The organism is Delftia deserti, assembly GCF_042653485.1.
GTDB lineage: Bacteria > Pseudomonadota > Gammaproteobacteria > Burkholderiales > Burkholderiaceae_C > Comamonas > Comamonas acidovorans.
Map to the genome: position 1 here is coordinate 6,600,466 of NZ_JBHSIH010000001.1, position 22,220 is coordinate 6,622,685.

General features: G+C 67.7%; 16 protein-coding genes and 2 riboswitches. Of the genes, 2 read left to right on the top strand and 14 right to left on the bottom strand.

All coding sequences use genetic code 11. The features are described from left to right. Nucleotides 1–3: 3 nt before the first annotated feature. The 4 genes from ligD to pdxK all read right to left on the bottom strand — a co-directional run bounded on the left by ligD (nucleotide 4) and on the right by pdxK (nucleotide 5,733). Complete coding sequence (gene ligD, locus ACFPFG_RS31115) at nucleotides 4–2,619, bottom strand: DNA ligase D (protein WP_380109753.1); 2,616 nt, start codon at nucleotides 2,617–2,619, stop codon at nucleotides 4–6. A gap of 141 nt (nucleotides 2,620–2,760) precedes the next feature. After that, a complete protein-coding gene (locus ACFPFG_RS31120; protein WP_123693797.1) occupies nucleotides 2,761–3,759 on the bottom strand; it encodes a hypothetical protein in 999 nt (332 codons plus the stop codon). 289 nt (nucleotides 3,760–4,048) lie between these two features. After that, nucleotides 4,049–4,825 carry an SDR family NAD(P)-dependent oxidoreductase gene (locus tag ACFPFG_RS31125; protein WP_380109756.1) on the bottom strand — a complete coding sequence of 259 codons (777 nt, stop codon included), beginning with the start codon at nucleotides 4,823–4,825 and terminating at the stop codon, nucleotides 4,049–4,051. Continuing rightward, on the bottom strand, nucleotides 4,822–5,733 hold the full coding sequence (pdxK, locus tag ACFPFG_RS31130) for a pyridoxine/pyridoxal/pyridoxamine kinase (RefSeq protein WP_380109759.1): 912 nt from the start codon (nucleotides 5,731–5,733) through the stop codon (nucleotides 4,822–4,824). The genes ACFPFG_RS31125 and pdxK overlap by 4 nt, the downstream gene beginning before the upstream one ends. Before the next feature lie 172 nt (nucleotides 5,734–5,905). On the opposite strand from pdxK, the gene ACFPFG_RS31135 reads away from it, so the two are divergent. Continuing rightward, on the top strand, nucleotides 5,906–7,054 hold the full coding sequence (locus tag ACFPFG_RS31135; RefSeq protein WP_380109761.1) for a hypothetical protein: 1,149 nt from the start codon (nucleotides 5,906–5,908) through the stop codon (nucleotides 7,052–7,054). Between the two features lie 99 nt (nucleotides 7,055–7,153). Here ACFPFG_RS31135 and ACFPFG_RS31140 read toward each other — a convergent pair whose 3' ends face one another. The 10 genes from ACFPFG_RS31140 to gcvT all read right to left on the bottom strand — a co-directional run bounded on the left by ACFPFG_RS31140 (nucleotide 7,154) and on the right by gcvT (nucleotide 20,107). Then, nucleotides 7,154–7,855 (bottom strand): ABC transporter ATP-binding protein, encoded by a 702-nt coding sequence (locus ACFPFG_RS31140; RefSeq protein ID WP_034398706.1) that lies wholly within the window; start codon nucleotides 7,853–7,855, stop codon nucleotides 7,154–7,156. Between the two features lie 8 nt (nucleotides 7,856–7,863). Continuing rightward, nucleotides 7,864–8,631, bottom strand: coding sequence for a high-affinity branched-chain amino acid ABC transporter ATP-binding protein LivG (livG, locus tag ACFPFG_RS31145; RefSeq protein WP_012206137.1), 768 nt, complete (start codon nucleotides 8,629–8,631; stop codon nucleotides 7,864–7,866). Between the two features lie 52 nt (nucleotides 8,632–8,683). Continuing rightward, nucleotides 8,684–9,922 carry a high-affinity branched-chain amino acid ABC transporter permease LivM gene (locus tag ACFPFG_RS31150; protein ID WP_034394889.1) on the bottom strand — a complete coding sequence of 413 codons (1,239 nt, stop codon included), beginning with the start codon at nucleotides 9,920–9,922 and terminating at the stop codon, nucleotides 8,684–8,686. Continuing rightward, the gene (gene livH / locus ACFPFG_RS31155) at nucleotides 9,922–10,848 is read right to left on the bottom strand and encodes a high-affinity branched-chain amino acid ABC transporter permease LivH (RefSeq protein WP_012206135.1); all 927 of its coding nucleotides are present in this window, start codon (nucleotides 10,846–10,848) and stop codon (nucleotides 9,922–9,924) included. The genes ACFPFG_RS31150 and livH overlap by 1 nt, the downstream gene beginning before the upstream one ends. Nucleotides 10,849–10,945: 97 nt before the next feature. Beyond that, complete coding sequence (locus ACFPFG_RS31160; protein ID WP_013801936.1) at nucleotides 10,946–12,067, bottom strand: branched-chain amino acid ABC transporter substrate-binding protein; 1,122 nt, start codon at nucleotides 12,065–12,067, stop codon at nucleotides 10,946–10,948. Between the two features lie 340 nt (nucleotides 12,068–12,407). Further along, nucleotides 12,408–13,121 carry an RluA family pseudouridine synthase gene (locus tag ACFPFG_RS31165; protein WP_380109765.1) on the bottom strand — a complete coding sequence of 238 codons (714 nt, stop codon included), beginning with the start codon at nucleotides 13,119–13,121 and terminating at the stop codon, nucleotides 12,408–12,410. A gap of 5 nt (nucleotides 13,122–13,126) precedes the next feature. Next, nucleotides 13,127–15,346, bottom strand: coding sequence for a PAS domain-containing hybrid sensor histidine kinase/response regulator (locus ACFPFG_RS31170; protein ID WP_183018289.1), 2,220 nt, complete (start codon nucleotides 15,344–15,346; stop codon nucleotides 13,127–13,129). Nucleotides 15,347–15,501: 155 nt separating this feature from the next. Then, a complete protein-coding gene (gene gcvP / locus ACFPFG_RS31175) occupies nucleotides 15,502–18,393 on the bottom strand; it encodes an aminomethyl-transferring glycine dehydrogenase (protein WP_380109767.1) in 2,892 nt (963 codons plus the stop codon). A 71-nt stretch (nucleotides 18,394–18,464) separates the two neighbouring features. Beyond that, a complete protein-coding gene (gene gcvH, locus ACFPFG_RS31180; protein ID WP_012206130.1) occupies nucleotides 18,465–18,839 on the bottom strand; it encodes a glycine cleavage system protein GcvH in 375 nt (124 codons plus the stop codon). A 134-nt stretch (nucleotides 18,840–18,973) separates the two neighbouring features. Then, nucleotides 18,974–20,107 carry a glycine cleavage system aminomethyltransferase GcvT gene (gene gcvT / locus ACFPFG_RS31185; protein WP_465251924.1) on the bottom strand — a complete coding sequence of 378 codons (1,134 nt, stop codon included), beginning with the start codon at nucleotides 20,105–20,107 and terminating at the stop codon, nucleotides 18,974–18,976. Between the two features lie 59 nt (nucleotides 20,108–20,166). Further along, nucleotides 20,167–20,285: riboswitch (glycine riboswitch) on the bottom strand. Nucleotides 20,286–20,300: 15 nt separating this feature from the next. Then, a riboswitch (glycine riboswitch) is annotated at nucleotides 20,301–20,412 on the bottom strand. Between the two features lie 169 nt (nucleotides 20,413–20,581). Between gcvT and ACFPFG_RS31190 the strand changes: the two genes are divergently transcribed. Then, on the top strand, nucleotides 20,582–22,189 hold the full coding sequence (locus ACFPFG_RS31190; protein ID WP_183018299.1) for a fatty acid--CoA ligase: 1,608 nt from the start codon (nucleotides 20,582–20,584) through the stop codon (nucleotides 22,187–22,189). The last annotated feature ends 31 nt before the right edge of the window (nucleotides 22,190–22,220 follow it).

Below are 22,220 nucleotides of genomic sequence, written 5' to 3' on the forward strand. Positions count from 1 at the left end.
CGCTCAGCGCTGCGCCTCGAAGCCCAGCGCCTTCATGGCGCGGCCCAGGCCCACGGCGGCCGTGCCGTAGTGCTCCCAGGGGGAGTTGCCCAGGCGCAGGCGCTGGTCTACCGAGCGAATGGTCCAGTGCGCGCCGCCCGTGAGCCTGTCCAGCTCGTTCCAGGCCACGGGCACGGAGATGCCCATGTCCGGCCGCGCCCGGGCCGTCCACGCGCAGGCCGTGGTGGCGCCGAAGCCGTTGCGCAGGTAGTCCACAAAAATCTTTCCCACGCGGTTGCGCGGCCCGCTTTTGGCCACGAAGCGCTGGGGCACGGCATGGGCCAGGTGCTGGACCACGGCCTGCGAGAAGGCCTTGACGGTGTCCCAGTCCAGCAGCCGCTTGATGGGCACGACCACGTGCAGGCCCTTGCCGCCGCTGGTCTTGAGGAAGGCCGGCAGCTCCAGTTCCTGCAGCAGCACATGCAGCAGGCTGGCGGCCTCCTGCACCTGCTGCCAGGGCACGCCTTCGCCGGGGTCCAGGTCGAAGGTCATGCGGTCGGGCCGGTCGATGCGGTCCTTGCGCGCGTTCCAGGTGTGCCATTCGATGGTGTTCATCTGCGCCGCCGCCACCAGGCCTTCGCGCCGGGACACCTCCATCAGCGGGGCATGGCCGGGGTCCAGTTCCGGCGACAGGGCGGCGATGCCCTGCAGCGGCGCCTGGTCGAGGTGCTTCTGGAAGAACAGCTCGCCCTCGATGCCGTCCGGCGCCCGCACCATGGCCACGGGCCGGGACTTGAGGTGGGTGATCATGAAGGGCGCCACCGTGGCGTAGTAGCGCGCCAGATCCATCTTGGTGATGCCGGTGGAGGGATCGATGACCCGCCCGGGATGGGTGATGGTCATCGAGGCGGGCAGTCGCGCCGCCCTGGCATTGCGGGTTTGCGTTCGTGCAGCGCCAGGCGTGGCTGCAGCGCTGGCGGAAGATGCGGTCGATGGCACGTGCTGTGGCTCCTCTTTGACAATGCTGCGTGCAGGCTTGTCCGCACGCAGGCCCTGGAATACGGCATGGCGGACCTGGCCGTCCTCGGTCCACTGCGCGAACGAGACCTCGGCCAGCAGCGTGGGGCGCACCCAGTGCACCCCACTGCCAAGGCCCCTGCTGTCCGCCAGCGGCGAGGTGCCGGTGGCAAGGCGCTCCAGGCGCTGGCGCAGGTCGGCCAGGGTGCGCCTGTTGAATCCCGTGCCCACCTTGCCTGCCGCGCGCAGCTGGCCGTCCTCGCCATGCACGGCCAGGACCAGGGCGCCCAGGCCCGTGCGCGTGCCCTGGGGATCGGTGTAGCCCGCGATCACGAATTCCTGGCGCAGGCCGCACTTGAGCTTGATCCAGTCGGCACTGCGCCGCGAGGCATAGGCGCTGCCGCGCCGCTTGCCGATCACGCCCTCCAGGCCCAGCTGGCAGGCGGCGGCCACCAGGTCGGCTGGCGGGGCGTCAAAGGCCTCGCTGAAGCGAAGGCGGTCCGAAGGCGCCTTGTGCAGCAGGGCCTGCAACTGCTGGCGGCGCTGCTCCACGGGCTGGGGCCGCAGGTCCTGGCCGTCCTGCCACAGCAGGTCAAACGCGAAGAACACCAGGTGGTCGGTGCGCTCGCCGTCAAAGGCGTTTTGCAGGGCCTGGAAGTCAGGGCGGCTGTCGCTGTCCAGCACCAGCACCTCGCCATCCACCCAGCCCGATTGCAGGGGCAGTGCTGCAAAGGCGCGGGCCAGGGCGGGCATTTTGGTGGTCCAGTCCTTGCCGTTGCGCGTGAAAAGGCGAACGGCGCCGCCCTCGATGCGCGCCAGCAGCCGGTAGCCGTCGAACTTGCTCTCGAAGATCCATTGCCCGGCATCTGCAGGTGCATGGTCCACCAAGGTTGCCAGCTGCGGGGCGATGCTCTGCGGCATGGGCGCGGCGACGTGCGTAGCGACGGGCGTGGTGACGGGCGCGGTGGCGGTGGGCAGGGGAAGGCCGGCCACGCTGTCGGGCAGGTCCTCGACCACGTTGAATTCGCTGGCAGCACGTTCCAGGCCGTCGTGCTCCTTGATCAGCAGCCAGGCGGGCTTTTTGGCGTCGTCCTTGCCGCGCATGCGCACCAGGGTCCAGCGGCCCTGCAGCTTGTGGCCGCGCAGCGTGAACTTGAGCTTGCCCTTGCGATAGCCTTCGGCCGCATCGCCCTCGGGCAGCCAGGTGCCACGGTCCCAGATGATGACCTTGCCCGCGCCGTACTGTCCCGGTGGAATCTGGCCCTCGAAGCGGTTGTAGGCCATGGGGTGGTCTTCCACCTGGACGGCCATGCGCTTTTCGGCCGGGTCGTAGCTGGGGCCCTTGGGCACGGCCCAGCTCTTCATGCTGCCGTCCAGCTCCAGGCGGAAGTCGTAGTGCAGGTGGCTGGCCCAGTGCTTTTGAATGACGAATTGCAAGGCGCCCGCGCCGGGCTGCCCTGCAATCGCCTCACTGGAAGGTTCTGCCGAAGGTTCCGGCGTGCGCGTGAAGTCGCGCTTTTGCCGGTACAGCGCGAGCGAGGCCTGGGGTGTCGCCGCCTTGGCCGCCCCTTTGGTGGGGCGGGCCTGGCGGGATGCCTGGGACTTGCTGCGCGTGGCCGGCATGGCGGTATCCGTCAGTGGATGAGCGCAATCAGGATGATGATGGGAATGGGAACGCCCAGCAGAAAAAGCAGTATGGATCGCATGGCAAGCCTCCGTTGAATGGATTGAATTGGATGGATTGGGTTTCAGTGCCGGGGATTATCAAAAGGCATCGCGTTGACGACCACCCCAGGTGGCGCACAGGCTGCCCACAAAAGCGCCCAGCATCAGGGAAACAAACAGCCAGAGCATGGAATGGGCCGTGGCCTTGCGTGCCTCTTCGGCTGCCTGCTTGGCCTTTTGCTTGGCTTCTTCAGCCTTTTGCTCGGCCTGCTTTATCTGCATTTGCACGGAATCAAAGGTGCTACGCACTTTCTTTTGCGCATCTTCCACGGACATATCGGAATTGCGCGCAATCAGCTGGGCCAGGTATTGCTCGTCGGCGGGAGACAGCTGGCCGGTGCGCAGCGACTGGGCAAAGATCACGCCGGCCTCGCGGGTGGCGCTGGCCAGGTCGGCGGGCGTGGCATTGCTGGTGGAGGTAGCGGCGCCGGAATTGCGGAACAGGCTGCCGGTCCAGTAGGCCAGGCCTTGGGGCGAGGCATCGGCGCCCGAGGCACCGGCCATGGCTGCGGCACCGCCAGCAGCCGCACCGCCGGCGGCGCCGATCGCGCCGCCCACCACGTTGGAGGCGCTGGTGGCCACGGTCTGCGCGGCCTTGAAGGCGCCGGAGACGGCACCGCCTGCAGCGGCGCCCATCAGGGCCACCATGGCCAGCGTGGCCAGTGCCCAGGACAGAAAGCCATGGGCCGTGTCGCGGAAGTAGACCTCGTCCGTGTGCACGCCTTGCCAGCGTGTGCGCAGCCGCCCGGCCAGATAGCCGCCCACGCCGGCCGAGGCCAGCTGGGTGAAGGCGATCCAGGCCACGGCCGTCAGGCCCAGGGCGCCGGCATCCAGGCCTTCACCGGACCATACCGACACCGACGACAGGCCCAGGCCCGTGCCCAGAATGAACAGCAGCAGCGACAGCGATGCCGCCGCCATGGCGCCGGCAAATATCGCGGCCCATGAAACGCCGCTGCGTGAGGTATCTACGGTGGCGACCGTGTTGACCACTGGCGCTTCAGCCAGGGGCGCGGATTCGGAATAGGCAATGGACATGGCCGACTTTCTTGGAGTTGAGTGCCCCATTCTTGCCAGTCGCAATAGACGCCGCTGTAGGAGGATTGGAAATGCAGGACTGGCAAACGCAGATGAAAAACGTCATCCTTTGCCAGATGACAATTTTCAAGCGAATGCGCAGGCTGGATATGGAAAATGCTGCCTGCAATCGGTAATTCTTGCAGAACATTTTCCAGGGCGGTATTTGGATTATTCAGGTCAGTGCGGCGATGCCTTTTTCCATTGCCGGATATTCATCGCCGCATTGAAGCTGTCATCCGGAAAATGCTCAGGGCTGGCGCACGTCGGCCACGACCTGCTCGCCAAAATCGGCACGCTGCAGCCAGCCCAGCACCAGGGCTGCCGCCTGCTCGGGCGTGGACAGCTTGCCGCCCTCCTTGAGTTGGGCGAAGTTGCCTGCATCGGGGAAGGCGGCGGCATCGGCGCTGCGCAACTGCACCTGCATGTCGGTGTCGATGACGCCGGGCGCCAGCGAGCAGATGCGCGCGCCGTGGGGCTTGAGCGCCTCGTCCAGCGCCACGCTGCGGCTGAAATGGTCCATGCCGGCCTTGGCCGCGCAGTAGGAGGCCTGCGAGGCAATGGCGCGCCGGCCCAGGCCCGAAGAAATGTTGAGCACCTTGCGCGGCACGGCTGTCCAGCCCTCGGTGGCGGCCAGGAAGGCGGCCGTCAGCAGCATGGGCGCCTCCAGCCCCACGCGCATGGCCTGGGCAATGTCGGCGGGCTTCAGCTGCGACAGCGGCGCAATCTGCGGAATCACGCCTGCGTTGTTGATCAGGGTGACGCTGGCGTAGCGCGCGGCGTCCAGGCCGGCCAGCCAGTCGCCCAGCCTGCGGGCCGCAGCCTCGGGCTCGCCCAGGTCCACGCTCCACTGCTGCAGCGGCGCGCGCGCCGTGGCGGCCGCCTGGGCCAGGTCTTCGCTGGTGGAGCGCGACAGCGTGACCAGTTCATGGCCGGCATCCAGCAGTTGCCGGGCCATGGCCAGGCCCATGCCACGCGAGGCGCCGGTAAGAATCGTCAGGGAAAGAAGAGGCGATGCATTGTTCATGCGGGCGATGGTATCGCTTGTGCCCGTGCTGCCGGCCCGGCCGCTGCCTGGGCGACGACGGGGTCCGATGGCAGCAGCAGCTCGGCGCTGCGCGCCTGCCGGGTGCGCTCCAGCGCCTGCACGATGCGTTCGCAGGCACGCTCGGCCGCCTCGTGCAGGCTGGCGCCCTGCAGCCAGTGGCCGGTGAGCGCGGCACTGAACAGATCGCCCGTTCCCTTGGGCACCGCATCCACCCGCGCGTGGGTGATCACATGCACGTCATCGCGCGTGACCAGGGCCACGCGCATGCGCTGGGCAGGCTCGCCGTCCAGCTCGGGCGATGCGCTGGTCACGGCCACCCACTGCGTGCGCCCCTTGAGCAGGCTGCGCGCGGCCTGGACCACATCGTCCATGCCGCGCACAGGGCGCGCGGTCAGCTGCTCCAGCTCGAAATGGTTGGGTGTCAGCCCGTCGGCCAGCGGCAGCAGGTGGCGCTGGTAGGCCTCGACCATGGCGGGGTCCACGTAGATGCCGCTGTCGTGGTCGCCGATCACCGGGTCCACCACCACGCGCAGGCCGGGCCGCTGCGCCAGCAGGCCGGCAACCCAGTCCGCCAGCAGCGTGGCCTGGGCCGGCCCGCCCAGGTAGCCGGCCAGCACGGCCTGCAACTGCCGCAGCCCGCCGCGCGCGCCCAGGTCCTGCAGATAGCCCGCAAACCACTCGGCGGCAATCGCTCCGCCGTGGATGCTGGGATAGTGCGGCGTGTTGCTGAACACCACCGTGGGCACGGCCGCCGCCGCCAGCCCCAGCGCCTGCAGCGTGGGCATGGCCACGTTGTTGCCAACTCGGCCGTAGACGACCTGGGACTGCACCGACACCACGTCGATTGCCAGGGGGTGCAGCATGTCTTGGGGAGCGGGGGCGTTCATGGGCGGCCTTGCGGGTGGCAATTCTTGGACGAAGCTGCATTTATAGCGCTGCCATGCGGGACCCGGCAGCACATTCCAGGGCGCACGGCCAGACCACTTCCAGAATCGCGGCAGCGGGATTGGAGCGCCATGCAAGAATGGTTTTTTCCGCACGCATGCATCTCGCTTGAACATGAATTCCCCTCCAGAAATCCAGGCCCTGTATTCGAAATTCAGCGGTGCCGAGGCCTCGGCGCGTTTGAGGGCAGAGATCCGCAGCCAGGTCGCGAGCTGGCGTTGGGCGTCCGACTCCATGGGCTTTGACGAACCCTATGCCCGTGAGCTGTTCGGCGGCCCTGCCGCACGCTGGCTCAGCGATGGGCGGGCAGACCCGCAAAAGCATGTGCACCACGGCCTTGATGCCCAGGGCCGCATCGTTATCGAATGCCGTTCCAGCGCGCGCGAGCAGGTGTGCCTGCACACGCCCGGACAGCGCACAACCGTGTCGTGGCATGGTGGCGGCGGCATCGATTCCGTCAGCCAAAGCCGCTACGAAGAGGGGCGGCTAGTCGCCCATCACATGCACCTTGGCTACCGTGGCATGGACAGCCGTTATGAGTACGACGGCGAACAACTGCAGTGCAGCGTGACCCGGAACTGGGAAACCCGTGAGAGGCCCTGGCTCACGCGGCAGGTGTTCGTGCATGGCGCGGACGGCGTTCTGGATCGCATCCACCTTCAATACCTGGACACGCAGGGCCAGCCCGAGCCGGGTGCCGACAGGCTGCTCTACCTGCGCCTGCCCAAGGGCGAGACGCTGAAGACCGTCGAGGCGCGTGTGCAGCTGCTGCTGGAGCAGTCACTGGCCACGGCCTTGCAGCAGATCCCACGCGATGAACCACTCTACGGTCTTCTGCTGTGCTACACGCATGAGGACCTGGCCGCAGCCTGGCCGCCCTTTCTGGTCTGGGGGCGCGAATCCTATCGGCGCGCGGTGCTGGAGCGTGGTGAAGAGGTTCCGTATTACCTTTGGGCGCCGGACGAGATACGCGGCATGGGCGATGCCGACGAGCACTGGTTCTCCGATGAGGCGCTTGGCGAAGCCTGCCTGCTGCATGGCCAGTTGATGGAGATGAAGCAGAGCAATGCCTCGGCCATGCGGGTGCTCAGGCACATGCTGCCCTTGCTGGAGAGCTTGGTCAGGCAGGCGGGTCTGCCTGTGACCGATGATTTCGTGGTGGCCTTTGCCGACAACACGGGCGAGATCGATCCCTTGAAGGCCATGAAGGCCCGTCTGCCGGATGCGCATTGGGCGTTGCTCAAGCAGCGCGGCCTGGTGTGAGGTCTTTCGGGTTCTGAAATGAAAAGGCCCGCCGGATGGCGGGCCTCCGTGCAGTGCCGGCTTGCAGTATTGCCGGCGCCTTGCAGGGCGCTCAGGCGCTCAGGCGCCCAGGTAGGCGCGGCGCACGGCGTCGTTGGTCAGCAGGTTGGCGCCGGTGTCTTCCAGCACCACCTTGCCGGTCTCCAGCACATAGCCGCGGTCGGCGATCTGCAGGGCGCGGTTGGCGTTCTGCTCGACCAGGAAGACCGTGACGCCGGCCGTGCGGATGGTCTGGATGATCTCGAAGATCTGCGCAATGATCAGCGGCGCCAGGCCCAGTGTGGGCTCGTCCAGCAGCAGCAGGCGGGGCTTGCTCATCAGCGCGCGGCCGATGGCCAGCATCTGCTGCTCGCCGCCCGACATGGTGCCGGCGCGCTGGTGGGCGCGCTCACGCAGGCGCGGGAAGAGGCCGAACACATGTTCGATGCCGGCCTCGATCTGCGGCTTGTCCAGGAAGAATCCGCCCATCTTCAGGTTGTCCGTGACCGTGAGGTCCGAGAAGATGCGCCGTCCCTCGGGCGAGACCGCGATGCCCTTGCGCATGATGTGGTGCGAGGGCAGCTGGGTGATGTCCTCGCCCTCGAACGAGATGCGGCCCGAGCTGGCGCGCGGGTTGCCGCACACCGTCATCAGCAGCGAGGTCTTGCCGGCGCCGTTGGAGCCGATCAGCGAGACGATTTCGCCCTGGTTGACGTGCAGGCTCACGCTGTCGACCGCGCAGATGGCGCCGTAGTGGGTGGAGATGTTCTCCAGTTGCAGCATGGCAGGCATCAGGCTTCTCCCAGGTAGGCCTTGATGACCCGTTCATCGTTGCGGATGGCGTCCGGCAGGCCCATGGCGATGGGCTTGCCGTACTCCATGACGAGGATGCGCTCGGACACGCCCATGACCAGGCCCATGTCGTGCTCGATCAGCAGCACGGCAATGCCGTACTGGCGGCGCAGCTGGTCGATCAGGCCCTGCAGGTCCTTCTTCTCCTGCGGGTTCAGGCCGGCGGCGGGTTCGTCGAGCATGAGCACGCGCGGCTTGGTGATCATGCAGCGCGCGATCTCCAGGCGGCGCTGGTGGCCGTAGGCCAGGTTGCCGGCCTCGCGGTTGACGAACTCGCGCAGGCCCATGACGTCCAGCCAGTGCAGGGCGCTCTCGATCTTTTCCTCTTCGCTGCGGCGGTAGCTTGCCGTGTTGAACAGGCCCGACAGCAGGTTGACGCCCGAGCGGCGGTGCTGTGCCACCAGCAGGTTTTCCAGCACGGTCATGGACTTGAACAGCCGCACGTTCTGGAAGGTGCGCACCACGCCGTGGTTGGCCACGTGGTGGCTGCTGCGGCCCTCGATGGCGCTGCCGTCCAGCGTGACGGAGCCGCTGCTGGGCTGGTAGAAACCGCTGATGCAGTTGAACACCGTGGTCTTGCCGGCGCCGTTGGGGCCGATGATGGCAAACACTTCCTGCGGGCGCACGTTGAAGCCCACATGGTCCACGGCCAGCAGGCCGCCGAAGCGCATGCACAGGTCTTTGACTTCTAGCAAATACTCGCTCATTGCCGGCCCTTGCTGCTTTCTGTTGTCCCAAAAATCATGGTGTCGGCATGCCTCATGAGCGCACCTCCACATGGTGGCGGCGCATGGGCAGCAGGCCCTGCGGGCGCCAGATCATCATCAGCACCATCACCAGGCCGAAGATCAGCATGCGGTACTCGGAGAACTCGCGCGCCAGCTCGGGCAGCACCGTCAGCAAGATGGCCGCGATGATCACGCCCAGCTGCGAGCCCATGCCGCCCAGCACCACGATGGACAGGATCAGCGCCGATTCGATGAAGGTGAACGATTCGGGGTTGACGATGCCCTGGCGCGCCGCGAAGAAGGCGCCGCCCAGGCCGGCGAACATGGCGCCCAGCGTGAAGGCGGACAGCTTGATCTTCATGGGGTTCAGGCCCAGGGAGCGGCAGGCGATCTCGTCCTCGCGCAGCGCCTCCCAGGCACGGCCAATGGGCATGCGCACCAGGCGGTTGGAGATGCACAGCGTGACCACGGCCAGCAGCAGCGCCATCAGGTACAGGAAGATCACCATGTGCAGCGAGCTGAACTCCAGCCCCAGGAACTGGTGGAAGGTCGTGCCGCCCTCGGTGGAGGGATTGCGCGTCATCTCCAGGCCCAGCACCGTGGGCTTGGGGATGCTGGAGATGCCGTCCGGCCCGCCCGTGATGCTGGTCAGGTTGACCAGCATCAGGCGGATGATTTCGCCGAAGCCCAGCGTCACGATGGCCAGGTAGTCACCGCGCAGCCGCAGCACCGGAAAGCCCAGCACGAAGCCGAACATCGCGGCAGCGGCGCCGGCCAGCGGCAGCGCTTCCCAGAAGGACCAGCCGGCCCAGTGGAACAGCAGCGCATAGGTGTAGGCGCCCACGGCGTAGAAGCCCACGAAGCCCAGGTCCAGCAGGCCGGCAAAGCCCACGACGATGTTCAGGCCCAGGCCCAGCATCACGTAGATCATGGCCAGCGTGGCGATGTCCACCGCGTTGCGGCCCGCGAAGAAGGGCCAGGACACGGCGATCAGCAGGGCGGCCAGGATCAGGCCGTTGCGGTGGCTGGGGCGTGCGTGCGGCAGCGAGGGCAGCGAGACCTTGGGCATCTTCGCCGCGATCAGCGGGCGCAGCAGCTGCACCAGGAAGACCAGGGCGCAGGCCCAGGCCACCACCGTCCAGTCGGGATTGATGATGGTGCGGGTGCCGGCGCGCTCCAGGTGCAGGCCGAAGATGGGCGTGACGACCACGGCGGTCATCACCGTGGCGATCAGGGCGTCGCGCAGGTTCAAGGTGGGTTTGGCTTTCATCAGACCTTCTCCACTTCAGGCTTGCCCAGCAGGCCCGTGGGGCGGAACAGCAGGATCAGCACCAGCAGGCCGAAGGCCACGATGTCCTTGTACTCGGACGAGATGTAGGCTGCCGCAAAGGTCTCGGCCACGCCCAGCAGCACGCCGCCCAGCATGGCGCCGGGGATGGAGCCGATGCCGCCCAGCACCGCCGCCGTGAAGGCCTTGATGCCGGCCAGAAAGCCGATGAACGGGTTGAGCTTGCCCACGGCCAGCGCGATCAGCACGCCGCCCACGGCCGCCAGCATGGCGCCCAGCACGAAGGTGAACGAGATCACGCGGTTGGTGTCGATGCCCAGCAGGCTGGCCATGTGCATGTCCTGGGCGCAGGCGCGCGAGGCGCGGCCCATGCGGGAATGGCGGATGTACAGCGTCAGCAGCACCATGAGCACGATGGCCACCACGATGATCAGGATGCGCGAGTAGGGCACATAGATCTCGAAGCCACCTTCGGCGCCGAAACGCAGTGCGCCCGGCAGCAGCGAGGGCACGGCCATGTCGCGCGCGCCCTGACCCAGGGCCACCCAGTTCTGCAGGAAGATGGACATGCCGATGGCCGAGATCAGGGCCACCAGGCGCGGGCTGCGGCGCAACGGCTTGTAGGCCACCTGCTCCACCACCAGGCCGTAGACGCCGGTGACGAAGACCGACACCACCAGCATCAGGCCGATGATGGCCCACACGGGCAGGCCGCTTGTCGTGCCGATGGCCGACAGCGTGACCAGGCCGATGTAGGCGCCGATCATGTAGATGTCGCCGTGGGCGAAGTTGATCATCCCGATGATGCCGTAGACCATTGTGTAGCCGATGGCGATCAGGGCATAGATGGCGCCCAGGGACAGTCCGTTGAACAGCTGCTGTATCAGCTGAGGTAAGAGTTCTGACATGGTGTAATGCCGCCCCAAAACAGGAAAAGGCCTAAAAGGCCAGGATGCAGACAACCGGGACACGCGTAAGCGTGCCCCGGCCAGTCAACGAGGGGGATTACTTGGCAGCGACCGACTTGCTGCCGTCCTTGTGCCATTCGAACACCTGGAAGTCGAAGGACTTCAGGTCGCCCTGCTTGTTCCAGCCCACCGAGCCCAGAACGGTCTCGAAGTTGGACTTGTGCAGGTGGTCAGCCACCTTGGCGGGGCTGTCGCCCACGGCCTTGATGCTGTCCAGCAGCACTTGCGTGGCGGCAAAGGCGGTCAGCTGGAAGGCGCCCGAGGGATTGCGCTTCTTGTCCTTGAAGGCCTTGACCACGGCGGCGTTCTTGGGGTTGGCCGAGAAGTCGGCGGGCAGGGTCACCAGCATGCCTTCGACGGCGTTGCCGGCGATGGCATTGACTTCGGGGTTGCCCACGCCTTCGGGGCCCATCATGCGGACCTTCAGGCCCTGCTCGGAAGCCTGGCGCAGCAGCAGGCCCATTTCAGGGTGGTAGCCGCCGTAGTAGATGAAGTCCACGCCGGCGCTCTTGAGCTTGGTGATGACGGCGGAGTAGTCGCTGTCGCCGGCGTTGATGCCTTCGAACAGGGCCACTTCCACGCCGGCCTTCTTCAGGTCGTCGCGCACGGAGGAGGCAATGCCCTGGCCATACGACTGCTTGTCGTGCAGCACGGCAACCTTCTTGGGCTTGGCCTTGTCCAGGATGAACTTGGCGGCGGCCGGGCCCTGCTGGTCATCGCGGCCGATGGTGCGGAAGATGAAGTGGTAGTTCTTGCCGTCGGTCAGGGCCGGGGAGGTGGCCGAGGGGGTCACGACGACCACGCCTTCGTTGTTGTAGATCGGGGCGGCGGCAATCGATGCGCCCGAGCAGACGGGGCCGATCACGTAGCCGATCTTGGCGTTGACCACGCGGTTGGCGGCCACGGGGCCTTGCTTGGGTTCGCAGGCGTCATCGACGGATACCAGCTCGATCTTCTTGCCATTGACGCCGCCAGCCGCATTGGCCATTTCCACGGCGGTGTTCACGCCTTCCTTGACCATGTCGCCGTACTGCGTCAGCGGGCCGGTGGTGGGAACCACCATGGCGATCTTGATTTGCGCATGCGCTGTGGAGAACAAGGCGGCACCAGCCAAACCCAGGGCGGCGACGACGGTGTGCATGCGGAACGGAATGCTCATGGGTACTTCCTTCAACTTTGGGTAAAGCGTTCTGAAAAGCGCGGTGGCTCCTGTAGGGGCGATCCGCGCAAAGAAGCACAGGTTAATCTCCTGGTTACCAATGGCAACAGGGTATCCCGGGGCTGGCGCGGCTGCAGGCTTTTCGCTAAGGGCTGGATGCCATCGCAGGCTGCTTGTCAGTGCCGGTTTTGGGCGACGAAAACGCCTGATGCCGACGGTGCACCCGGACGGTGCTTCATGAAACCAATATGACCGACTGCAAGAAGGGGAAACACGTACACGGAATGTTGCATCGCAGCAACGCGCCAGCGGGCGCCGGTTTCCGTGTTTCTGCGGTGGATCAAAACGGCACGGCGGATTCGAAACGCAGCGTTTGGCCCGACAGGGGATGCGCCAGCTCCAGCTGGTGCGCATGCAGCAGCAGGCGCGGCGACAGGGCCTGCACGGCGGCATCGGCATAGAGCGCATCGCCCAGGATGGGATGGCCCAGCGCCGCCATGTGCACGCGCAACTGGTGGGTGCGACCCGTCACGGGCTGCAGCTGCATGCGCGTGATGGGAGCGTCCCTGCCTTCGGTGGCTGCTGGCATGGCGCGCCACAGGGTCTGGCTGGGCTTGCCTTGCACGGCGTCGATGATGCGCAAGGGGCGTCGCTCCCAGTCGGCGGCTATCGGCAGATCGATGCTTTGCCAGTCGTCGGCCTGCTGCTCGGCAGGGCGGCCGGCGACCACGGCCACGTAGCGCTTGTGCACGCGGCGCTGCGCAAAGGCTTCGCTCAGGAGGCGCTGGCCGGCCAGGCTGCGCGCCATGACCACCAGGCCCGAGGTGGCCTGGTCCAGCCGGTGCACGACCAGCGCATCGGGCCAGCGCTGCAAGGCGCGGCCGCTCAGGCAGTCCTGCTTGTCGGGGCCGCGCCCGGGCACGCACAGCAGGCCGGAGGGCTTGTCCAGCACCAGCAGCTCGGCGTCCTCGTACAGGCAGGAGACACCTGCATCGGTATCTGCATCGGCAGCAGTACCAGCACCGAGGCACTCCTGCCGCCATTCAGCGCTCAAGCCGCTCACCGTTCATTCAGGAGCCTGTGCACGGTGGCGCACAGCTCCTCCACGTCATTGGGCTTGTGCACCAGGGCCCGGGCGCCTGCGGCCATGGCGGCCTGCTCGATCTCGGCGGTGATGTAGCCCGAGGCCAGGGCGATGGGCAGCAGGGGCTGGATGGACAGCGCCTCATACACCAGGTCGATGCCGCTGTAGCCGGGCATGTTGTAGTCGGTGACCAGCAGGTCGTAGTCCTGGGGGGCGGCGCGCAGCGCCTCGGTGGCCTCGTGCGGATCGGTGAAGCCGCTGACCTGGTAGCCGCGCCGGCGCAGCAGGCGCTGCACCAGGAAGACCAGGGCCTGGTCGTCGTCCACGTACATCACATGCTGCTGCGCGGCCTGGGGGTCGGGCAGCAGGGCGAACTGCGGACCGGTCGGGGTTTCCGCGGCTGCCAGCGGCTCCGGCAGGCTGGGCGGCGTTTCGGCCGCGGGCGCCTGGGCTGGTGCGTGCTCGGCGGGCGCCAGGGCGTCGGCCGGGGGAAAGTACAGCGTGAAGCGGCTGCCTTGCCCTGGAATGCTGTACACGTCCACGGCGCCGCCGTGGTTGCGCATGACGCCGTGCACCACGGGCAGGCCCAGGCCCGTTCCCTGGCCCACGGGCTTGGTGGTGAAGAAGGGCTCGAAGATGCGCTGCAGCGTGCGCGCATCCATGCCGGGGCCGTTGTCCTGCACCGACAGCGCCACGTAGCTGACGGGCGGCAGGCCCAGGCGCTCGCACAGGCGCTGGTCGGGGCGCACCAGGTCGGCGTCCATCTGGATCAGGCCGCGCCGCTCACCCAGGGCGTGCATGGCGTTGGTGCACAGGTTGAACAGGGCCTGCTCCACCTGCATGGCGTCGGCCAGCATGGGGGGCAGCTGCGGCGGCACATGCACCTGCAGCTCCACGGCGGGCGGCAGGGTCACGCGCAGCAGCCGCGCCGTGTCGCCCATGACTTCGCGCGCCTGCACGGGCTTGCGCTGGGGCGGCTCGTTGCGGCTGAAGGTCAGGATCTGGCGCACCAGGTCGCGCGCGCGGCGGCCGGCCTTCTCGATCTCCTGCAGGCTTTCGATGGCTGCGGCATTGCCGCCGCAGTCGGCCTTGGCCAGTTCCACGTTGCCCAGGATGGCGCCCACGATGTTGTTGAAGTCGTGCGCAATGCCGCCGGCCATGGTGCCCAGGGCCTGCATCTTGTGCGATTCGCGCAGCTGGTCTTCCAGCTCGTTGCGCTGGGCCTCGGCCTTCTTGCGGCTGGTGAGGTCGCGCGCGAACACGGTGGTGGTCTCGCCGCCGCTGTGGTGCTCGAAGGAGACACTGACCTCGACCGGAATCTCGCGGCCGCTGGCCGTGCGCGCCGTCATCTCGCCCAGCACGGCCTGCGTGGTCAGCGGTGCAAAGGACAGGGCCTGTGCCGCATCGGGCAGGAAACGCTCCAGCGGACTGCCCAGCGCGTCGTGCGGCGGGCACAGGAACAGGGCGGCGGCCGTGGGATTGAAGACGGTGATGCGCTGGTCCGAGTCCAGGCAGATGATGGCGTCCAGCGCCGAGTTGATGACCGATTCCAGCCGCCGCTCGCTCAGGAACAGCTGGTGGTTGCGCTGCTGAAGCGCCAGGCGCTCGGCCAGCAGCGGGCCCTGGTCCACCACGGCGCAAAGGTACTGGGCAATGGGCGGGCCGCTTTGCTGGGGGATGGCGATGCAGGCCACGTGCAGGTCGGCGCGCAGCTGGTGCTGCTCGGTGATCTCGAAGCAGACCTCGTGGGCCTCGGTGCGGCCCAGCTCGCGCGCGGCGGAGAAAGTCCTGCGCACGCGCTCGGCATCGTCGGGGTGCACGAAGGGCGCGAAGTTCACCAGCAGCCGGTCATGCTCGGAGGGCTGGAAGGCGCTGTGCGCCATGGCGTTGGCCTGCACCACCATGTCGTGCTCGTCCACCACCAGCAGGGGCAGGGGAATGCTGGCGAACAGGGCCTCGAAGCGCTCGGAGGCGCTTTCGGCCACGGCCTGGCTGTAGTCCAGCACGCGGTTCTGGATTTCCAGTTCGCGCTGGTAGTTGCGCAGCTCGGCCACCAGGGCCTGCAGCGGGTCGTCTACGGGCTGGAAGAGGGGGAAGCGTTCGACGGGGGGCAGGTCGGCGCCGGGCGCCAGCAGCGCATGCAGGGGCAGGTGCTCGTCGTCGCGAGGCGGATCGGAATGGTCTGGGCTGCTCATCGCGTGCTGGCGCTGGGGAAAGCGGCATATGCCGCACAAATCCTGGTGGCCCGCGCACGGCGCCCGGCAGGTTGACCGGGGCCCGGCGCGGGCAGGGCCGCAGTGTACGCGCGCCGGGCGGGGCGCCACAAGCGCCCCTTGGGGTGACAGGTGCTTCAGCTCAGGTAAGCGTCCACGGGGATGCAGCTGCAGTACAGGTTGCGGTCGCCGTAGACGTTGTCCACCCGGCCCACCGGGCACCAGTACTTGGACTGGCGCAGGGCAGCCACCGGGTAGGCAGCGGCCTCGCGGCTGTAGGGGCGGGCCCATTCCGAGGCCAGCAGGGTCTCGGCCGTGTGCGGCGCGTTCTTGAGCGGGTTGTCGTCCTGGGGCAGGCGGCCCTGCTCGATGGCGCGGATTTCCTGGCGGATGGCGATCATCGCGTCCACGAAGCGGTCCAGCTCGTACAGGCTTTCGCTTTCGGTGGGCTCCACCATCAGCGTGTTGGGCACGGGGAAGGACAGCGTGGGCGCATGGAAGCCGTAGTCGATCAGGCGCTTGGCCACGTCCTCGGCCATGACGCCCGTGCTTTCCTTGAACTGGCGCAGGTCCAGGATGCACTCGTGCGCTACATGGCCGTGCTCGCCTGCGTACAGCGTGGGGTAGTGGTCGCGCAGCCGGGCGCTGATGTAGTTGGCGCTGAGGATGGCGGTCTCGGTGGCCAGGGTCAGGCCCTGGGCGCCCATCATGCGGATGTACATCCAGCTGATGGGCAGCACGGCCGCATTGCCCAGCGGTGCGGCACTGATGGCACCCGTGCCGCCCGCAAGGCCCGCCGTGGCATGGCCGGGCAGGAAGGGCACGAGATCCTCGACCACGCAGACGGGGCCCACGCCCGGGCCGCCGCCGCCGTGCGGGATGCAGAAGGTCTTGTGCAGGTTCAGGTGGCTGACATCGCCGCCGAAGCTGCCCGGCGCGGCCAGGCCCACCAGGGCGTTCATGTTGGCGCCGTCCACGTAGACGCGGCCGCCATGGTCATGCACCAGCTTGCACAGCTCCTTGACCTGGGTCTCGAACACGCCGTGCGTGCTGGGGTAGGTGATCATGATGCAGGCCAGGTTGGCACTGTGCTGCTCGCACTTGGCCGCCAGATCCGCCATGTCGACGTTGCCGTTGGCGTCGCAGGCGGTGACCACCACCTGCATGCCCACCATCTGCGCGCTGGCGGGGTTGGTGCCGTGGGCGCTGCTGGGAATCAGACAGACGTTGCGGTGCGACTGGCCCCGGCTCGCATGCCAGCCCTTGATGGCCAGCAGGCCCGCGTACTCGCCCTGGCTGCCGGCATTGGGCTGCAGGCTGATGCCGGCGTAGCCCGTGGCCTGGCACAGCCAGTCGCGCAGCTGCTTGTCCAGTTCCGCATAGCCCTGCTGCTGGTCGGCCGGGGCAAAGGGGTGCACCTGGGCGAACTCGGGCCAGGTGATGGGAATCATCTCGCTGGTGGCATTGAGCTTCATGGTGCAGGAGCCCAGCGGGATCATGCTGCGGTCCAGCGCCAGGTCCTTGTCCGACAGTTGGCGGATGTAGCGCAGCATGGCGGTTTCGGAGCGGTGGGTGTTGAACACCGGGTGCGTGAGGAAGTCGCTGCTGCGGCGCAGGCCGTCAGGGATCAGCGGCTCCACGCCCTTCTCGAAGGCGGCGAAGCCGGGCAGCGGCTGGCCGTCCTTGGCAAACACCTTCCACAGCAGTTCGACATCGGCACGCGTGGTGGTTTCGTCCAGCGAGATGCACAGGTATTCGCCGAAGTACACGCGCAGGTTGGCGCCCAGCGAGCGCGCGCGGGCGGCGATGGCCTGGGTGGCCGCACCCGTGTGCAGGCTCAGCGTGTCGAAGCTGGGCACCTCGCGCAGCGGCGCGCCCAGCTCGGCCAGGCCACGCGCCAGGATGGCCGTGTACGAGGCCACGCGGCGGGCGATGCGCTCCAGGCCCTCGGGGCCGTGATAGACGGCGTACATGCTGGCCACGACGGCGGGCAGCACCTGGGCCGTGCAGATGTTGGAGGTGGCCTTTTCGCGGCGGATGTGCTGCTCGCGCGTCTGCAGGGCCAGGCGGTAGGCGGGCTTGCCGTGCACGTCCACGCTCACGCCGACCAGGCGGCCGGGCAGGGAGCGCTTGAACTCGTCGCGGCAGGCCATGAAGGCGGCGTGCGGGCCGCCGGCGCCCATGGGCATGCCAAAGCGCTGGGTGGTGCCCACCACGATGTCGGCACCCCATTCGCCGGGCGGCGTGATCAGGGTCAGCGCCAGCAGGTCGGTGGCCACGATGAAGGCGGCCTGCCTTGCATGGGCCTTGTCCACGTCGGCGCGCAGATCGTCGATGCGGCCGCTGGTGGCCGGGTACTGGGCCAGCACCGCGAAGTACTCGCCGTCCATCAGCTGGTTCCATTCCTCCAGCGAATTGGCCAGCAGCACCTCGATGCCCAGCGGCGCGGCGCGCGTCTGTATCACCTCGATGGTCTGGGGGTGGGCATCGCCTGCCACCACGAAACGGTTGCTCTTGCTTTTGACGGAGCGCTTGGCCAGCGTCATCGCCTCGGCGGCGGCCGTGGCCTCGTCCAGCATGGAGGCGTTGGCAATCGGCATGGCCGTCAGGTCGCAGACCATGGTCTGGAAGTTGACCAGGGCCTCCATGCGGCCTTGCGAGATCTCGGCCTGGTAGGGCGTGTAGGCCGTGTACCAGGCGGGGTTCTCCAGAATGTTGCGCAGGATCACGCCGGGCGTGTGCGTGCCGTAGTAGCCCTGGCCGATGAAGCTCTTGAGCAGCTGGTTGCGGCCTGCCAGCGCCTTGAGCTCGGCCAGCGCCTGGGCCTCGGTGGCCGCTGGCGGCAGCGCCATGGGCTGGTGGCGCCGGATGGAGGGCGGGACGATGGCGTCGATCAGCGCATCGCGCGATGCCGCGCCAATGGCGCCGAGCATGCGGGCCTCGTCTTCGGGCGCTATGCCGATATGGCGAGCCACGAATTCGGTGGCGTTCTCGAGGGCGGCAAGGGGCTGGGTGGAGGACATCAGCATGGAGGGACCTGTCTCAAAAGCTGAAAAGCGCCAGGGCGGGCCCTGGCGCCCGTCCTGGCCGGAAAGAGGCGTCAGTTGCTCTGTGCGAAGGCCGTGTAGGCGGCTTCGTCGAGCAGCGCGGCCAGCTGGCCTGCGTCGCTGAGCTTGACCTTGAAGAACCAGCCTTCGCCCAGCGGGTCGCTGTTGGCCAGGGAGGGGTCGTCGCGCAGGGCTTCGTTGACTTCGACGATCTCGCCGCTGACGGGCATGTAGACATCGGCGGCGGCCTTGACGGACTCGACCACGCCGGCCACATCGCCCTGGTTGAAGCTGGTGCCCACGGCGGGCAGATCGACGAACACCACGTCGCCCAGCGCATCCTGCGCGTGGAGGGTGATGCCGACGATGGCCGCGTCAGGGTTGGCGGCGTTGATCCATTCGTGGTCCTTGGAATACTGGATGCTCATGGCTTGCTCCGATAGAAACTGAAAAAAACCTGTGAAAGGCGGTTTGAGAAAGGTCAGTGCGCACTGTAGCGGCATGCGATGGCAGGAAAAACGAATCCGCCGAACTCGATCCACGCCAAGCGCGCAGGCTGTCCTCAACCGCGGTGATAGCGGGGCGCCACGAAGGGCGTGGCCTGCACCTGCATGGGCACGGCCTTGCCGCGCACCATGGCCTGCAGCGTGGTGCCGATGGCGGCGCTGCCCGGCTCCACATAGGCCAGTGCCACGGGCTGGTTCAGCGTGGGCGACAGCAGGCCGCTGGTGACCTGGCCGACCTTGCGGCCGCTCGCGTCCAGCAGCTCCGTGCCTTCGCGCACGGGCACGCGCTCCAGGGCCACCAGGCCCACGCGCTTGCGCGTGAGCAGCTCGGGCGACTGCAGCTGGGCCAGCACGGCGGCCGCGCCGGGAAAGCCGCCTTCGCGCTCGCCACCGATGCGGCGGACCTTCTGCACGGCCCAGTTCAGGGCGGCCTCGGCCGGGGTGGTGGTCGTGTCCAGATCGTTGCCGTACAGGCACAGGCCGGCTTCCAGGCGCAGCGAATTGCGCGCGCCCAGGCCCACGGGCCTGACTTCGGGCTGGGCCAGCAGGGCACGGGCAAAGGCCTCGGCGTGGCCGGCGGGCAAGGAGATCTCGAAGCCGTCCTCGCCGGTATAGCCGCTGCGCGTGATGTACAGCTCGGCGCCTTCCCAGTCGAAGTAGCCGCCCGTCATGAACACCAGCCCGGCCGTGTCGGGCAGCAGGCGCTCCATGGCGACTGCTGCCTGCGGGCCCTGCAGCGCCAGCAGGCCCCGGTCGAACTGGGGCTCGATTTCGCAGCGCTGGCCGATGCGGGCCTCTATGTGCGCCAGGTCTTCGTGCTTGCAGGCGCCGTTGACGATCAGGAACAGGTCGTCCTCGCGGCGCACGAACATCAGGTCGTCCAGAATGCCGCCCGCGTCGTTGAGCAGCAGGCCGTAGCGCTGGCGGTGTTCGCCCAGGCCCAGCACGTCCATGGGCAGCAGCGATTCCAGCGCGGCGCCGGCATCCGGGCCGCGCAGGCTGATCTGGCCCATGTGCGAGACATCGAACAGGCCTGCCGCCTCGCGCGTGTGCAGATGCTCGGCCATCAGCCCCTGCGGGTATTGCACGGGCATGGAGTAGCCGGCAAACGGCACCATGCGAGCGCCCAGTTCCTGGTGCAGGTCGAACAGCGGGGTCTTGAGCAGATCGGTGGTGGAGGCAGCGGTCAAGGAGGGACTCTCTTTTCGGCAAGGGGCAAGGCACAACGCCATCCCGGAATCCCGGGATGTCCTGCCCTGCTGTCCGCTTTACCTGAGAGATTCACCCGCACCTTCCATGCGTGGGGCTTGCTCCTTCGGTGGATGGGGCACACCGCCGTGCCCTGCATCTCTCTCCAGCTAGGAACGCCTGCGGCCGTGGCGGCAGGCGGTGCCAGTCCTTTTACCTGAGCGTTCGGGACGAACCCTGCGCCTTCGGCGGCGCCGCTGCCTGTGACCATTGCGGCCGGGCGGGCACTCTCTCCTGACCGGCGCATTCTAGCTGCGGCCGGCCCCTGCGCGGCTGCGGGATTTCCGCGGGCCGACTGCAGCTCCATGCGCTTGCCTGCATGGATGCATTTGCAAATTGCATAACTGTCTAAAAAATCTCCTACATTGAGATGCATCGATATATGAAATCTCGTGAGCGAGAAGGAAGAAGCGCACATGCAGCAGACGCTGGGAGACACATTGGCCTGGCCGGCACGTTACCTGCCGAACAAGGAAGCCCTGGTCGCGTGGGAGGGCGGCGAGCGCCGCGCCTGGACCTATGCACAGCTCGATGCCGAGGTCAACCGCCACGCCCACGGCCTGGCCGAGCTGGGCATAGGCCATGGCGACGTGGTGGCCGCCTTTCTCTACAACACGCCGGCCTTTGTCTTCACCATGCTGGCGGCCGCGCGCCTGGGCGCCATCTTCAACCCCATCAACTACCGGCTGGCGGCGCAGGAGCTGGCCTTCATCCTCAAGGACGGTGCAGCGCGCGCCCTGGTCTTCGAGCAAGAGGGCGGCGAGGTGGCCGCACGCGCCCAGGCCCTGCTCAAGGCCGAAGGCGGGGGTGGCCCTGGCACGGGCGTCGAGCACTGGATCTTTGCCGACGATACCCAGGCCGACGCGCTGCCGATCTGGGCCACGCAGCGCCTGTCCGCCCTGGCCAGCGGCCGCAGCAGCGCGCCGCCACAGGCCCATGTGCGCGAAAGCGATCCTTGCATCCTCATGTACACCAGCGGCACCACGGGCCGGCCCAAGGGCGTGCTGCACACGCACCGCAGCAAGCTGGCGCACAACGCCCTCATGCACCAGACCATGCAGTTCACGCGCGACGACGTGGGCCTGGCCATGGCGCCGCTCAACCACACGGCCGAGCTGCACACCAGCTTTTTGCCGCGCCTGCAGGCCGGGGCCACCCAGGTGCTGCTGCGCCGCTTCGACGTGACCGAGGCCTGGCGCCTGATCCGCGAAGAGCGCGTGAGCTTCTTCTTTGCCGCGCCCACCATGGTCACCATGCTGCTGGCCGACCCCATTGCCTCGCCTGAGCAGGCGCCCGCGCTGCGGCTGGTGGAGTACGGCGGCGCCTCCATGGCGCCGCACCTGATCCGCGAATGGACGCGCAAGGTCGGCAGCGACCTGGTCCAGGTCTACGGCACCACGGAAATGGGTCCCTGCATGTCCGTCCTGCTGCCGCGCGAGCAACTCTCGCACGCGGGCTCGGCAGGGCTGCCCTCCATGGGCCATGACCTCATCGTGGCGCGCCTGCGCGAGGACAACGCCCCCACCGATCCGGCCGAGGCCTGCCTGCCCGGCGAGGTGGGCGAAATCCTGGTGCGCGGCCCCTGCATGATGGCCGGCTACCTCAACCGCCCCGACGCCAATGCCCGCGCCCTGGCGCACGGCTGGTACCACACGGGCGACCTGGGCCACATCGACGACGACGGCTACCTCTGGATCCGCGACCGCATCGACTACATGATCAATTCGGGTGCCGAGAACGTCTATCCGCGTGAGGTGGAAGACGCGCTGGTCGAACACGCCGATGTGCTCGAGGTCGCCGTCATCGGCGAAGCCGACGAGCGCTGGGGCCAGATCGTCGCCGCCCATGTGGTCGCCAGGCCCGGCGCCACGCCCACGGCCGAGGCGCTGGACGCCTTCCTGGTCCACGGCGACCGCCTGGCCGCCTACAAGCGCCCGCGCCGCTACCACTTCCGCCAGGCCCTGCCCAAGACGGCCAGCGGGAAGATACAGAAGCAGTTGCTGAGGGTGGTGGTGACGGCGTGAGTGCCTGACAAAGCTGGCGCATCCCGTCGGG

What these genes read in the sequence shown, in the direction of transcription:
- ligD (WP_380109753.1), bottom strand. Translation starts at nt 2,619, where the DNA reads ATGCCGGCCACGCGCAGCAAGTCCCAGGCATCCCGCCAGGCCCGCCCC.
- ACFPFG_RS31120 (WP_123693797.1), bottom strand. Translation starts at nt 3,759, where the DNA reads ATGTCCATTGCCTATTCCGAATCCGCGCCCCTGGCTGAAGCGCCAGTG.
- ACFPFG_RS31125 (WP_380109756.1), bottom strand. Translation starts at nt 4,825, where the DNA reads ATGAACAATGCATCGCCTCTTCTTTCCCTGACGATTCTTACCGGCGCC.
- pdxK (WP_380109759.1), bottom strand. Translation starts at nt 5,733, where the DNA reads ATGAACGCCCCCGCTCCCCAAGACATGCTGCACCCCCTGGCAATCGAC.
- ACFPFG_RS31135 (WP_380109761.1), top strand. Translation starts at nt 5,906, where the DNA reads ATGAATTCCCCTCCAGAAATCCAGGCCCTGTATTCGAAATTCAGCGGT.
- ACFPFG_RS31140 (WP_034398706.1), bottom strand. Translation starts at nt 7,855, where the DNA reads ATGCTGCAACTGGAGAACATCTCCACCCACTACGGCGCCATCTGCGCG.
- livG (WP_012206137.1), bottom strand. Translation starts at nt 8,631, where the DNA reads ATGAGCGAGTATTTGCTAGAAGTCAAAGACCTGTGCATGCGCTTCGGC.
- ACFPFG_RS31150 (WP_034394889.1), bottom strand. Translation starts at nt 9,922, where the DNA reads ATGAAAGCCAAACCCACCTTGAACCTGCGCGACGCCCTGATCGCCACG.
- livH (WP_012206135.1), bottom strand. Translation starts at nt 10,848, where the DNA reads ATGTCAGAACTCTTACCTCAGCTGATACAGCAGCTGTTCAACGGACTG.
- ACFPFG_RS31160 (WP_013801936.1), bottom strand. Translation starts at nt 12,067, where the DNA reads ATGAGCATTCCGTTCCGCATGCACACCGTCGTCGCCGCCCTGGGTTTG.
- ACFPFG_RS31170 (WP_183018289.1), bottom strand. Translation starts at nt 15,346, where the DNA reads ATGAGCAGCCCAGACCATTCCGATCCGCCTCGCGACGACGAGCACCTG.
- gcvP (WP_380109767.1), bottom strand. Translation starts at nt 18,393, where the DNA reads ATGCTGATGTCCTCCACCCAGCCCCTTGCCGCCCTCGAGAACGCCACC.
- gcvH (WP_012206130.1), bottom strand. Translation starts at nt 18,839, where the DNA reads ATGAGCATCCAGTATTCCAAGGACCACGAATGGATCAACGCCGCCAAC.
- ACFPFG_RS31190 (WP_183018299.1), top strand. Translation starts at nt 20,582, where the DNA reads ATGCAGCAGACGCTGGGAGACACATTGGCCTGGCCGGCACGTTACCTG.